This is a genomic window from Streptomyces virginiae, assembly GCF_040638905.1.
In the GTDB taxonomy this organism is placed as follows: Bacteria; Actinomycetota; Actinomycetes; order Streptomycetales; family Streptomycetaceae; genus Streptomyces; species Streptomyces virginiae_B.
In genome coordinates this window covers 166,448-180,019 of the sequence record NZ_JBEZYV010000005.1, presented here as the reverse complement: position 1 = coordinate 180,019, position 13,572 = coordinate 166,448, and the positions used below count along the sequence as shown (strand labels likewise).

At 72.0% G+C, this 13,572-nt stretch carries 12 protein-coding genes; 4 read left to right on the top strand and 8 right to left on the bottom strand.

All coding sequences use genetic code 11. From position 1 onward, the window contains the following. Window positions 1–4: 4 nt before the first annotated feature. From AB0F82_RS10405 to AB0F82_RS10375, 7 genes are all read right to left on the bottom strand, one after another. Window positions 5–433 (bottom strand): hypothetical protein, encoded by a 429-nt coding sequence (locus AB0F82_RS10405; protein ID WP_436842063.1) that lies wholly within the window; start codon window positions 431–433, stop codon window positions 5–7. Between the two features lie 318 nt (window positions 434–751). Then, window positions 752–1,537, bottom strand: coding sequence for an orotidine-5'-phosphate decarboxylase (gene pyrF, locus AB0F82_RS10400; protein WP_362625525.1), 786 nt, complete (start codon window positions 1,535–1,537; stop codon window positions 752–754). Between the two features lie 16 nt (window positions 1,538–1,553). Next, window positions 1,554–2,114: a carboxymuconolactone decarboxylase family protein gene (locus AB0F82_RS10395; protein WP_362625523.1), complete on the bottom strand. Its 561-nt coding sequence runs from the start codon at window positions 2,112–2,114 to the stop codon at window positions 1,554–1,556. A gap of 114 nt (window positions 2,115–2,228) precedes the next feature. After that, window positions 2,229–3,062, bottom strand: coding sequence for an S-methyl-5'-thioadenosine phosphorylase (locus AB0F82_RS10390; RefSeq protein ID WP_362625521.1), 834 nt, complete (start codon window positions 3,060–3,062; stop codon window positions 2,229–2,231). 73 nt (window positions 3,063–3,135) lie between these two features. Continuing rightward, on the bottom strand, window positions 3,136–3,450 hold the full coding sequence (locus AB0F82_RS10385) for an FmdB family zinc ribbon protein (RefSeq protein WP_362625519.1): 315 nt from the start codon (window positions 3,448–3,450) through the stop codon (window positions 3,136–3,138). A gap of 67 nt (window positions 3,451–3,517) precedes the next feature. Beyond that, window positions 3,518–4,894 carry an MFS transporter gene (locus AB0F82_RS10380; protein WP_362625517.1) on the bottom strand — a complete coding sequence of 459 codons (1,377 nt, stop codon included), beginning with the start codon at window positions 4,892–4,894 and terminating at the stop codon, window positions 3,518–3,520. A 368-nt stretch (window positions 4,895–5,262) separates the two neighbouring features. Next, window positions 5,263–6,765, bottom strand: coding sequence for a potassium/proton antiporter (locus AB0F82_RS10375; protein WP_362625515.1), 1,503 nt, complete (start codon window positions 6,763–6,765; stop codon window positions 5,263–5,265). Between the two features lie 311 nt (window positions 6,766–7,076). Between AB0F82_RS10375 and AB0F82_RS10370 the strand changes: the two genes are divergently transcribed. Next, a complete protein-coding gene (locus AB0F82_RS10370; RefSeq protein WP_356811865.1) occupies window positions 7,077–9,944 on the top strand; it encodes a penicillin acylase family protein in 2,868 nt (955 codons plus the stop codon). Here the strand turns inward: AB0F82_RS10370 and AB0F82_RS10365 are convergent. Then, the gene (locus tag AB0F82_RS10365; RefSeq protein ID WP_362625513.1) at window positions 9,939–10,553 is read right to left on the bottom strand and encodes a 5-formyltetrahydrofolate cyclo-ligase; all 615 of its coding nucleotides are present in this window, start codon (window positions 10,551–10,553) and stop codon (window positions 9,939–9,941) included. The two genes, AB0F82_RS10370 and AB0F82_RS10365, sit on opposite strands and share 6 nt — an antisense overlap. Window positions 10,554–10,644: 91 nt before the next feature. Between AB0F82_RS10365 and galU the strand changes: the two genes are divergently transcribed. The 3 genes from galU (at window position 10,645) to moaC (ending at window position 13,534) form a co-directional block, all read left to right on the top strand. After that, entirely contained in the window at window positions 10,645–11,547 is a 903-nt protein-coding gene (gene galU, locus AB0F82_RS10360; RefSeq protein WP_356811867.1) for a UTP--glucose-1-phosphate uridylyltransferase GalU, read from the top strand. A 4-nt stretch (window positions 11,548–11,551) separates the two neighbouring features. After that, a complete protein-coding gene (gene glp / locus AB0F82_RS10355; protein WP_362625511.1) occupies window positions 11,552–12,931 on the top strand; it encodes a molybdotransferase-like divisome protein Glp in 1,380 nt (459 codons plus the stop codon). A 123-nt stretch (window positions 12,932–13,054) separates the two neighbouring features. Continuing rightward, window positions 13,055–13,534, top strand: a complete 480-nt coding sequence (gene moaC / locus AB0F82_RS10350) for a cyclic pyranopterin monophosphate synthase MoaC (protein ID WP_045321795.1) — start codon at window positions 13,055–13,057, stop codon at window positions 13,532–13,534. The last annotated feature ends 38 nt before the right edge of the window (window positions 13,535–13,572 follow it).

Below are 13,572 nucleotides of genomic sequence, written 5' to 3'. Positions count from 1 at the left end.
CAGGTCAGCACAACGTCACCGCCAGTCGCGTCAGCGCGCCCGCCCCCACCAGGGCCCGTGCGGTTTCCCGCGGCACGGACAGGACGACCAGCGCTCCGCCGTCCCCGACACCCTGCTCCGCGACGGGGACTTCGGCGACCCTGGCCCCCGCCGCCACCACCCTGGGCGGCTGCGCCCGCTCCGCCGCGACCACGTCCACCCGGTCCCCGGGCCGCAGCAGCCGCACCGTCGCGGCATCCGCGATGCGCACGGGCGCCGAGACCATCCGCACCGCCGCCGGCGGCGGTTTCACCACGGGAGGCGGCGCGCCCCGAGAGGCCTGTGCCTCGGTGCCCCCCACGGCCAGTGCCGCCGCCACGACGGCCAGGGCGGCCGAGACGGCCCGCCGCCGGCGCCGCACGGCCCGGCGCAGCCGGCCCGACCCGCGGCCCACCCGCAGCGGCGGGAACGGCGGGACGGGACGCAGGGGAGGACAGGTGGTTGAGGTCGCGCACCCGGAGAGGGAGCGGGAAGGCAGGCCCGCAGGGGCTGCCACGGCCGGGGCCACGGCCGGGGCCGGGGCCGCGCAGGAGGACCGGGGGGAGGCTGCGGAAGAGGACGAAGACGTCGCGGACGTACGGGACATGATGAGCACCACCAGACGCAGTGAGTTCCTGTGCCCGGACCCACCGCCCGGACACACCCCACGATCCGGCCTCCCGCCGGATCCCGCTCACGCCTGTGGACGGTCCCCAGCCTGTGGAAAACCCCCTCACCCCCCGGAGTGACGGAGCCCGGCCCCCGAGGCCTCGCGCGCGGCCTTCCGGACCTGCCGCAGCGCGGCCACCGGGTCGGCCGCCCGCGCGACCGACCGGCCCACCACGACGTGCGACGCCCCGGCCGCGAAGGCCGCCCCGGGCGTCCCAGGCCGGGCGTGCCCGCCCAGGTGCCCGCCCGCCCCGCCCTCCGCGGGCCCCAGCGTCACTCCCGGCGTCACGATCAGCGGCTGCGGCCCCAGCAGCGCCCGCAGCGGCCCGGCCTCGCGCGGTGAGGCGATGACGCCGTCGCAGCCCGCGCCCATCGCCAGCCGGGCCAGCCGCAGCACCTGCTCCTCGGCGCCCGCCCCGACGCCGATGTCGGCGAGATCGGTTGCGGTCATGCTGGTGACCACCGTCAGCGCGAGCACCCGCAGCCGCGGAAACTCCCGGGCCGCCTCCACCGCCGCGGCCATGATCCCCGTACCGCCCATGCCGTGCACCGTGACCATCGACGCGCCCAACGCGCCCGCGGCCCGGACGGCGCCCGCCACCGAGTTCGGGATCTCGAACAGCTTCAGGTCGAGGAAGACCTCGCGCCCCCGCGCGACCAGGTCCCGCGCGAGTCCGGGGCCCGCGGCGGTCAGCAGCTCCAGGCCGATCTTGTAGGAGCCGCACGCGTCCCCGAGGCGCTCCACGAGCACCTCGGCGGACCGTCGGTCGGCGAAGTCGAGGGCCACGATGACCCGGTCGTCGCCGGCGCGGCCGGAAGAACCGCAGGATGCGGAGAAGTCGGTGTTCACGCCGTCATTGTCGGCGTCACCGGCCCCCGGCAGGCACCTGGCAGGACTCCGAGAAGCCCTGGCTGGTCAGGCCGAAGGCGCTGTTGACGCGCGAGCGCCAGTTCTCCAGCGCGACCACCGCCGTGAGTTCGACGAACGCCGCCTCCCCGAGCCGCGCGACCAGTGCCGCGGCGAGCTCGTCCGTGACCGCCGGCTCGGTCTCGGTCATGGCCTCGGCGTACTCCATGACCAGCTGCTCCAGCTCACTGAACATCTCGGGGGCCTCCCGCCACTGCGGCACCCGCTCGATCTTCTCCGCCCCCATCCCTTGCTGACGGCCTTCCCAGTAGCCGAAGTCCAGGCACCACGAGCAGTTGATGCGGGCCGCCGCCGCCATCACGGCGAGGTGCTTCAGACCGGCGTCCAGCGCGTTCCACTTCGCCGCCCGCTGTTCCAGGCGGACGTACGAGAACAGCACGCGCGCGTTGTGCCCGTAGGCCTGGCCGGGGTCGAGCACCTTGCCGTAGGTGCGTCGCGAGTACCAGGCACCGATGCGCGTCAGCAGGGTGCGGGGCGGGGTGAGCGAGATACGAGGCACGACTGTCATCTCCCGGAGCTGTCTGTCCCGACTGGGCCTTCACAGAGGAAGACAGGACAGCCGCCCCGGATGTGACAGCCCACGACCGGGCGCCCCGGCCGGCCCGGCTCCGGACTACGGAAGCTCGATGCCCAGGTCCCAGCCGTCGTGCGCGTGCGTGCACAGGCAGTCGCGGGTCTCCGCGGGCGGCAGCGCCGCCACCGCGTCGAAGAGGACCTCGCGCAGGCGTCCGACGTTCTCGCCGAACACCTTCAGCACCTCCGTGTGGGAGACGCCCTCGCCGGTCTCGGCACCCGCGTCCAGGTCCGTGACCAGCGCCATCGAGGTGTAGCAGAGCCCCAGCTCACGGGCGAGGACCGCCTCCGGGTGACCCGTCATGCCGATCACCGACCAGCCCGCCGAGGCGTACCAGCGGGACTCGGCGCGCGTGGAGAAGCGCGGCCCCTCCACGACGACCATGGTGCCGCCGTCGACCGGCTCCCAGTCCCGCCCGCGGGCCGCGGCCACCGCCACCGACCGGCCCACCGGGCAGTACGGGTCGGCGAAGGTGGTGTGCACGACCTTCGGGACGCTCCCGTCCGGCAGCGGAACCCCGTCGAAGAAGGTCTGTGCGCGGCTCTGCGTACGGTCGACCAGCTGGTCGGGAACGAGCAGCGTGCCCGGCCCGTACTCGGCCCGCAAGCCCCCGACCGCACACGGGCCGAGCACCTGGCGGACACCGACCGAGCGCAGGGCCCAGAGGTTCGCCCGGTAGTTGATCCTGTGCGGCGGGACCGTGTGGCTGCGCCCGTGCCGGGGCAGGAAGGCCACCGACCGGCCGGCCAGCTCGCCCACGTACAGGGAGTCGCTCGGAGGCCCGTACGGGGTCTCCACCTGGACCTCCGAGACGTCCTCCAGGAAGGAGTAGAAGCCCGAGCCGCCGATGACACCGATCTCTGCGTTCACCATGCCGCTCACCCTAACCGGGCATGCCTGAGGCCCCGCTGCCCGGTGGGGCGGGCGGGGCCTCGGGAAGGAGCGGTCAGGCGGCCGACGTGGAGCTGCTGCTCGTGCTCGACGACGTCGAGGAGGACGAAGCGGCGGGAGCGGCGGCGGTCGACGTCGAGGACGCCGACGAGCTGGAGGCGGGCTTCGAGGCAGGGGTGCTGCTCGACGAGGCGCCACGGCTGTCGTTCCGGTAGAAACCGGAGCCCTTGAAGACGATGCCGACCGCGGAGAACACCTTCTTCAGGCGTCCGTCGCAGTTCGGGCACACGGTCAGCGCGTCATCGGTGAACTTCTGCACGGCCTCAAGGCCCTCACCGCACTCGGTGCACTGGTACTGGTAGGTCGGCACGAATTTCCTCCTGGCACTCTCACTCAATGAGTGCTAACGACGCTCCATGGTGACGCATTCCGGCGGATCAGTCCACCGCCACCGGCACGCGGTGACCCATCCCACGCTCGTTCACCCGGTTACGGGGGGCCTGCGAGGAGGTGGCGGCGGGGGTGGCCCCGACCGTGACGGCATCGGCGGCCGCGGCCTCGCCGTCCGGCGCGGACGAGTTCACGATCCGGCTCGGGGCCTTCGGGGCGAGCTTCGCCCGCAGCGCCAGCAGGGTGGCCAGCGCCAGCGCGGTGGCCGCCATCGGCACCAGGAAGCCGTACGAGGACCCGTGCGCGTCCGTCAGGCGGCCGGCCAGGATGACCGCGACGGCCTGCCCGAAGGCGATCGAACCGGTCAGCCAGGTGAAGGCCTCGGTCCGGGCGTTCGCGGGGATCAGCTGCTCGACCATCGTGTAGCCGGTGATCAGGGCGGGGGCGATGAACAGGCCGACGACCAGGCCGAGCGCGCCCAGCAGGATCACCGAGTTCGCGGCCCACAGGACGGACGCGGCGGCGGTGAGGCCGATGTAGCCCAGGATCAGCCGTCGGCGCGGGCCGATCTTCCACGCGACGGCGCCCATGGCGATGCCCGCGATCATGTTGCCGGCCGCGAAGACGCCGTAGAGCAGGCCGTTGGCGCCGGGGTTGCCGATCTCGTTGGAGAAGGCGGCGAGCGAGACCTGCATGCCGCCGAAGACGGCGCCGATCCCGAGGAAGGCGAAGATCAGGACGCGCAGACCTGGGTATGACAGTGCGAACGCGCGCTTCGCGCCGGTGGCCGACGGGGCGTGCGTCGTGGGCTGGGAGGCCCGCCGGGCCGCGAAGAGCAGACCGCCGAGCAGGGTCAGCGTGGCCTCGGTGACCAGGCCGGCCGCCGGGTGGACACCGGTGCACAGCGCGGTCGCCAGGACCGGGCCGACGACGAAGGTGAACTCGTCGGTGACGGACTCGAAGGCGGCGGCCGTCGGCAGCAGCGGCGAGCCCTCCAGCCTGGCGGCCCAGCGCGCCCGGACCATCGGTCCGACCTGCGGGACCGAGGCGCCGGCAGGGATCGCGGCCAGCGCCAGGAGCCAGACGTCGGCGTCGGCCAGCGCCAGGGCGGCGAGGCCGGTGACGGCGGCGGCGTGCGCGAGGACGACGGGCACGAGCACGGCGCTCTGGCCGAACCGGTCGGTGAAGATGCCCATCAGCGGGGCGGAGAGGGCCATCGAGATGCCGGTGACGGCGGCGACGATGCCGGCGCTGCCGTAGGAGCCGGTGGTGTGCTGGACCAGGAGCAGGATGCTGATGGTCAGCATGCCGAAGGGGAGCCGGGCTGCGAAGCCGGGGAGTACGAAGCCGAGGGCGCCCGGCGTGCGCAGGAGCTGCCCGTAGCCGGGGCGGGCGGACTTGTCGGTCGTGACCGCGGATGTCACGGCCTTGCCTTTCCGCTGCCTGGTAGAGCATCCCCGTCTGCGGACGGTGCCGTGCTTTGTGAGCGGTCGCACCCGTACGTGTTGGGAGCCCCGAGAGCTGTCCTCTTGCGCATAACCGAGTGATACCTGGGCGCCCATTGCGGGGGGTGCCACGGCCGCTTTGCGGTCGCGCCAGCTCTGCGTCAGGCAGAGTTGGTTCGATCTGTTGTGCCTTCATCGTACAGGGGAACCCGTTATCACGCCCTGTGATTGTGCCGACAGCCCGTGCCTTCACCTGCGATTAACGAGAGCTTCGCATTCAAAAAACCGCATATGTCCGCATAGGGGCGGGCAGATCTCGCCGAATCCGGCCGAATTAGAACGCCGCTCTAATGCGACGCGGATCCGTTGCCGGTCCCCAGCCAGCCCGCCAGCTTGCCGCCCCGGGCCACCGCCCGCAGCCGTGCCTCCGCCGCGTCCCGGACCGGGTCGGTGGCCACCACGAGCAGTTCGTCCCCGTGCTGCAGCACCGTCGTCGGCGCCGGTACGAAGCTCCTGCCGTCCCGGACGACCAGCGTGACCGAGGCCCCGGACGGCAGCCGCAGCTCGCTCACCTCGACGCCGTGCATCCGCGAGGCCGGCGGGATGGCGAAGGACAGCAGGTGCCCGCGCAGCTTCTCCAGCGGCGCCGACTCGATGCCGAGGTCGGACGCGGTCTCCATGCTCTGCCCGAGGTCCAGCTTGCGCGCCAGCCAGGGCAGGGTCGGCCCCTGCACCAGGGTGTAGACGACGACCAGCACGAAGACGATGTTGAAGACGCGGTCGCTGCCCTCGATCCCGGACACCATCGGGATGGTCGCCAGGATGATGGGCACGGCGCCGCGCAGGCCCGCCCACGACATCAGGACCTGCTCCTGCCACGGGATCCGGAAGGGCAGCAGGCTGAGGAAGACCTCCAGGGGCCGAGCCACCATCGTCAGCACCAGGCCGATGACGACCGCGGGCCAGAAGTCGCGGACCAGCTCGTGCGGGGTGACCAGCAGGCCCAGCAGTACGAACATGCCGATCTGGGCGATCCAGCCGAGCCCGTCGGCGAAGCCGCGCGTGGCCGGCCAGTGCGGGAGCTTGGCGTTGCCCAGGAGCATCGCCGCCAGGTAGACCGCGAGGAATCCGGAGCCGTGCGCCATCGCGCCGGCCGCGTATGCCACGATCGCGATGGCCATCACGGCGATCGGGTAGAGGCCGGAGGCGGGCAGTGCCACGTGCCGCAGGCCGTAGGCGCCGAGGAAGCCCACGGCCAGGCCGATCGCGGCGCCGATGGCGAGTTCCAGGGCGATCTTGCCCAGCAGGACGTACCAGTCGTCCACCGGGCCGACCGTGGAGAAGGCCACCACCAGGATGACGACGGGTGCGTCGTTGAAGCCGGACTCGGCCTCCAGGACGCCCGTGATCCTGGAGGGCAGCGGGACCTTCCGCAGCACGGAGAAGACGGCCGCCGCGTCCGTCGAGGAGACGACCGCGCCGATCAGCAGCGCCTGGCGCCACTCCAGCCCCACGAGGTAGTGCGCCCCCGCCGCCGTCACGCCCACGCTGATCGCCACGCCCACCAGTGACAGCATGATCGCGGCCGGCAGCGCCGGTCTGATCTCTTTCCACTTGGTGCCCAGACCACCCTCGGCGAGGATCACGACGAGGGCGGCGTAGCCGATGACCTGGGTCAGCTCGGCGTTGTCGAAGACGACGTTCCCGATGCCGTCCTGGCCTATGGCGACGCCTATGCCGAGGTAGATGAGCAGGCTGGGCAGGCCGCTGCGTGACGAGACCCGCACCGCGGCCACGGCGACGAGCAGTACGAGCGAGCAGACCAGCAGGAGCTCATTGAGCGTGTGCACAGTCAGCGGGCGGCCCTCCTCAATGCGCCCGGCGGATCGATCCTCCCGGCGACAAGTTCGGCAAGTAGTTCGTTACCTTACCTAATCTTTGACGCGCCCTTTACGCGATAACCACATTGTGAAACGGCTGTCCGCCCCTGTCCTCGGGACCGCCGGAGCCGCCGGTAGATCGTTTTCCGGCCGCCTCCGGGACCGTCGCGGAATACAGGCCCTCCACACGGCCTCCACCCCTGGCGGATCAACGGAGTCGGTCCTGCGCCTATGGTTGCTCCCAGCACTCCCAGGACCACCCTGCCCCTCTAAGGACAGCGATGCCCGCCAACGAAACCGCTCCTCCCGTCAAGAAGAAGGGACGACGCGCCCGTCTGATCGTGCTCGTACTGGTCCTGGGACTCGTCGCGGGCCTCGGCTACGGGGCGTACTGGAGCGTGGACGGCGTGCGCGCCTCCTTCCCCCAGACGACCGGCTCCCTCGACGTGCCCGGCCTGACCGGGACGGTCGAGGTGAAGCGCGACGCCAACGGCATTCCCCAGCTCTACGCGGACAACGACGGCGACCTCTTCCGCGCGCAGGGCTTCGTGCACGCGCAGGACCGCTTCTGGGAGATGGACGTACGCCGCCACATGACCTCGGGGCGGCTCTCGGAGATGTTCGGCGCCGGCCAGGTCGAGACCGACGCCTTCCTGCGCACGCTGGGCTGGCGCCAGGTCGCGCAGGAGGAGTACGACACCAAGCTCTCCGCCGAGACGAAGAAGAACCTGCAGTCCTACGCCGACGGGGTCAACGCGTACCTGAAGGGGAAGTCCGGCAAGGACCTCTCCGTCGAGCACGCCGCCCTGGGGCTCAGCGACGGCTACGCCCCCGAGAAGTGGTCGCCGGTGGACTCGGTGGCCTGGCTCAAGGCGATGGCCTGGGACCTGCGCGGCAACATGCAGGACGAGATCGACCGCGCGCTGATGACCGGCAAGCTCTCGCAGGCGCAGATCGCCGAGCTCTACCCGCCGTACCCCTTCGACCGGAACAAGCCGGTCGTCGAGGGCGGCAAGGTCGACGGCGGGAAGTACACCCCCCAGGGCCAGACCGGGAACTCCGGCAGCGGCTCGGGCAGCGGCTCCGGATCCGGCAGCGGCTCGGGCGGCGGCCCCGCCGCGTCCCAGGCCTCCACCGCCGCGGGCGCCGGCGACCCCACCGGCCTCGCCGGCAACGCCACCGCCCAGGGCGCGACCGTGGGCCTGCGCACCCAGCTGAGCGCCCTGGCCGACACCCTGGAGAAGGTGCCCGCGATCCTCGGCCCCAACGGCAGCGGCATCGGCTCGAACTCCTGGGTCATTTCGGGCAAGTACACGACCACCGGCAAGCCGCTGCTCGCCAACGACCCGCACCTGTCGCCGCAACTGCCCTCGGTCTGGTACCAGATGGGCCTGCACTGCCGCACCGTCTCGGCCCAGTGCAAGTACGACGTGGCCGGCTTCACCTTCTCCGGCATGCCCGGCGTGGTCATCGGCCACAACGCCGACATCGCCTGGGGCATGACCAACCTCGGCGCCGATGTCACCGACCTCTACCTGGAGCAGATCAAGCCCGAGGGCTACGTCTACGACAACCGGGTGATCCCCTTCGGCCTGCGCGAAGAGGTCATCAAGGTCGCGGGCGGCGCCAGCAAGAAGATCACGGTCCGCACCACCAACAACGGCCCGCTCGTCTCCGACCGCAGCGAGGAGCTCGGTACGGTCGGCACCCGCGCCCCCGTGGACGTCTCCGCCCCCGACCGCGGCGACGGCTACGCCATCGCCCTGCGCTGGACCGCGCTGGACCCGGGCAGGACCATGGACGCGGTCTTCAAGCTCGACCAGGCCAAGAACTTCGACGACTTCCGCAAGGCGGCCGCCGACTTCGACGTCCCCTCGCAGAACCTGATCTACGCCGACAACAGGGGCCAGAGCGGCAACATCGGCTACCAGGCCCCCGGCCGCATCCCGGTCCGCGGCCAGGGCGACGGCCGGATGCCCGCCCCGGGCTGGGACTCCAAGTACGCCTGGAAGGGCGGCCGGGACGGCAACACCGGCTACATCCCGCAGAACGAGCTCCCCTGGGACCAGAACCCCTCGCGCGGCTACATCGTCACCGCGAACCAGGCCGTCGCGGAGGGCGGGACCGGCGCGGGCAAGTACCCGCACCTGCTGACCACCGACTGGGGTTACGGCGCCCGCAGCCAGCGGATCAACGACCTCATCGAGGCGAAGATCAAGGACGGCGGCAAGATCTCGACCGACGACATGCGCACCATGCAGATGGACAACAGCAGCGAGATCGCCGCGCTCCTGACCCCGATGCTGTCGAAGATCCAGATCTCGGACCCGGGCGTGCGCGCCGCACAGAAGCTGCTGGACGGCTGGAACTACACGCAGGAGTCCGACTCGGCGGCCGCGGCCTACTTCAACGCGGTCTGGCGCAACATCCTCAAGCTGTCCTTCGGCGACAAGATGCCCAAGGAGCTGCGCATCGAGGGCAGCTGCATGAACGTCCTCGGCAACGGCACCGGCCCGGCCGACGACCTGTCCAAGACGGTCCGCGAGTGCGGCACCCGTGACGCGGACTCGGCGCAGCCCGACGGCGGCGACCGCTGGTTCGAGGTGGTCCGCCGCCTGGTCAAGGACGAGAAGTCGGCCTGGTGGAGCGCGCCCGCCAAGGGCCTGAACAAGCCGGCCACCACCACCCGCGACGAGCTGTTCGCGCGGGCCATGGCGGACGCCCGCTGGGAGCTGACCGCCAAGCTCGGCAAGGACCAGTCCACCTGGAGCTGGGGCCGGCTGCACCAGCTGAACCTGAAGAACCAGACGATCGGCACCGAGGGCCCCGGCTTCATGCAGTGGCTCCTCAACCGCGGCCCGTGGAACGTGGGCGGCGGCGAGGCGACCGTCAACGCCACCGGCTGGAACGCCTCCAGCGGCTACGGGGTCACGTGGGTGCCGTCGATGCGGATGGTCGTCAACCTCAACGACCTCGACAAGTCCCGCTGGATCAACCTCACGGGCGCCTCGGGCCACGCGTACAACTCCCACTACACGGACCAGACGCACATGTGGGCCAAGGGCGAGCTGCTGGAGTGGCCCTTCGGCAAGGACGCCGTCGACAAGGCCACGGTCGACACCCTGACCCTCAGGCCGGCCGCCTCATGAGCTGAAGCGGCGCACCCCCGAGGGGGTGGCCACCGCCTGTACGGGGTGGTCGTGCGGTTCCTCCGGGACCCGCGCGACCACCTCGTCGTCGTAGAGGAGCACGACCAGCGCCGGATGCGCCCCGGCCCGCTCCAGCCGCTGGAGCACCCGGTCGTAACTGCCTCCGCCGCGGCCCAGCCGCATGCCGCGCCCGTCCACCGCGAGCCCGGGCAGCAGCACGGCGTCGGCCCCCGTCACCGCGTCCGGGCCGAGCGCCGGGCCGGACGGCTCCAGCAGCAGCATCCTGCCCGGGTGCGCCACCTCGGCGAGGCTGCCCGGGCCCTCGTACGCCGCCCAGTCGAGGTCGTTGTCGGGCAGCAGGAGGGGCAGCAGCACCCGCTTTCCGGCCGCGCGCAGGGCGTCGAGGAGTGCGCGGGTGCCGGGCTCGCCGCCGACCGAGACGTACGCCGCGACCGTGTGCGCACCGGCCAGTTCGGGCAGTTCGAGAGCGGTCACGGCGAGCGCCGCGGCCGCCGTGCGGCGGGCGTCGGGGGACAAGGCGCGACGGGCCGCGAGGAGTTCCCGGCGCAGCTCGGACTTGGCGGACGCCGTGGGCGGTTTCTCTGCCACGAGAATCAAATTTCCTTCGAATCAGGGCATATATGGACCTACTGACCGCGGACTCGTCGGGCGTTCGGCAGGACCCACTATCGTTCTGGCCATGACTATGTTGCACCCCGTGATCAAGAAGGCCGTCATTCCGGCCGCTGGCCTCGGCACCCGCTTCCTTCCGGCGACCAAGGCGACCCCGAAGGAAATGCTCCCGGTTGTGGACAAGCCGGCCATCCAGTACGTGGTGGAGGAGGCCGTCGCGGCCGGGCTCGATGACGTCCTCATGATCACTGGGCGTAACAAGCGTCCCCTGGAAGACCACTTCGACCGCAACTACGAGCTGGAGTCGGCCCTCATCGCCAAGGGCGACGACGACCGACTGAAGAAGGTCCAGGAATCCAGCGACCTCGCGACCATGCACTACGTCCGCCAGGGCGACCCGCGGGGCCTGGGCCACGCGGTGCTGTGCGCCGAGCCGCACGTCGGCCGCGAGCCCTTCGCCGTCCTCCTCGGTGACGACCTCATCGACCCGCGCGACCCGCTGCTGCGTCAGATGGCCGACATCCACGCCCGCACCGGCGGCACCGTCATCGCCCTCATGGAGGTCGACCCGGCCAGCGTCCACCTCTACGGGTGCGCCGCCGTCGAGGCCACCGACGAGGCGGACGTGGTCCGCATCACCGGCCTCGTGGAGAAGCCGGAGCCCCAGGACGCCCCCAGCAACTACGCGGTCATCGGACGCTACGTCCTCAACCCCGCGATCTTCGACATACTGCGGGAGACCGAGCCGGGCCGCGGTGGGGAGATCCAGCTCACCGACGCCCTGCAGAAGCTGGCCGCCGACGAGAGCGTCGGCGGCCCGGTGCACGGCGTGGTCTTCCGGGGCCGTCGCTACGACACCGGGGACCGCGGCGACTACCTGCGGGCCATCGTCCGCCTCGCGTGCGAGCGCGAGGACCTGGGCCCCGAGTTCCGCACCTGGCTTCACCGTTACGTCACGGAGGAGATGTAGCACCTTGAGCAGTTCCGCACCGCAGCATCCACGACCGGCGGGCGGCCACCGTCTGTGGTCCGTGGACGAGCACCTCGCGGACGTCCTCGGGGCCGTCCGGCCGCTGGAGCCGATCGAGCTCCAGCTGCTGGACGCCCAGGGCTGTGTCCTGGTCGAAGACGTCACCGTGCCCGTCGCCCTCCCGCCCTTCGACAACAGCTCCATGGACGGCTACGCCGTCCGCACGGCCGACGTTCAGGGTGTGAGCGAGGAGTTCCCCGCGGTGCTGACGGTCATCGGGGACGTCGCGGCGGGCAGCGGCGAGCTGCCCACCGTCGGCCCCGGCGAGGCCGCGCGGATCATGACCGGGGCCCCGCTGCCGCCCGGTGCGGAAGCCGTCGTACCGGTGGAGTGGACCGACGGCGGCACCGGAGGCGGCGCCGCCCCCGGGATGACCCCGGCCAGCGCCGCCCCCGAGCAGGCGGGCGGCGAGGTACGGGTGCACCGCGCGGCCGAGGCGCGGGCGCACGTCCGCGCGCGCGGCAGCGACGTCCAGGCGGGCGACCTGGCCCTCGCCGCCGGCACGGTGCTCGGCCCGCCCCAGATCGCCCTGCTCGCCGCCATCGGGCGCGGCACCGTCCGGGTGCGCCCGCGCCCGCGCGTGGTGGTCCTGTCGACCGGCAGCGAGCTGGTCCAGCCCGGCGAGCCGCTCACCGCCGGCACGATCTACGACTCCAACAGCTTCGCCCTGGCGGCGGCCGCGCGGGACGCCGGCGCCATCGCCTACCGGGTGGGCGCCGTGGCCGACGACGCCGACACCCTGCGCTCCACCATCGAGGACCAGCTGATCCGGGCCGACCTGCTGGTGACCACGGGCGGCGTCAGCGTCGGCGCCTACGACGTGGTCAAGGAGGCCCTCTCCTCCGTCGGTTCGTCCGGCTCGTCCGGTACGGGCGACAGCGACGCGGACGTGGACGTGGACGCGACCCGGATCGACTTCCGCAAGCTCGCCATGCAGCCCGGCAAGCCGCAGGGCTTCGGCACGATCGGCCCGGACCACACCCCGCTGCTGGCGCTGCCCGGCAACCCGGTCTCCTCCTACGTCTCCTTCGAGCTGTTCGTGCGCCCCGCGATCCGCGCCCTCATGGGGCTGCCGGAGTCCGAGGTCCGGCGGCCGAGCGTGCGGGCCGTGCTCAAGGCCGACGAGGCACTCGGCTCCCCGGCCGGCCGCCGCCAGTTCCTGCGCGGCAAGTACGACGCCGAGACCGGCACGGTCAGTCCGGTCGGCGGATCGGGCTCCCACCTGATCGCCGCACTGGCGCACGCCGACTCGCTGATGGTCGTACCGGAGGACGTCACCTCGGTGGAGCCCGGAACCGAGCTGGAAGTGGTCCTGCTCGGCTGAGCCGCGTCGTCGCCGCGGGCGGGCCCGGAGCCGTTCCCCCGGGGCGCCCCTCCGGCGGCCCGTGCGGGTAGCGTGTGTCGCACCACACAGGCCCCCGGGGGCCCAGAGCGGAGCGGCACAGCAATGAGTACCGAGAGCAGGCTCACCCACATCGACGAGGCCGGTGCGGCCCGGATGGTCGACGTCTCCGCGAAGGACGTCACCACCCGGACGGCGCGCGCCAGTGGACGCGTACTGGTCTCCCCCCGGGTGATCGAGCTGCTGCGCGGCGAGGGCGTGCCCAAGGGGGACGCCCTCGCCACAGCGCGCATCGCCGGGATCATGGGGGCGAAGAAGACCCCCGACCTGATCCCGCTGTGCCACCCGCTGGCCGTCTCGGGCGTGAAGGTCGACCTGTCGGTCGCCGACGACGCCGTGGAGATCCTCGCCACGGTGAAGACGACCGACCGCACGGGCGTCGAGATGGAGGCGCTGACCGCCGTCGCGGTCGCCGGCCTCACCGTGATCGACATGGTGAAGGCGGTCGACAAGGGCGCCGTCATCACGGACGTCCGGGTGGAGGAGAAGACCGGCGGCAAGTCCGGCGACTGGACGCGCTCGTGAACGCCCCGCGCGGCGGGGAGGTGCACAGCCACCACGCG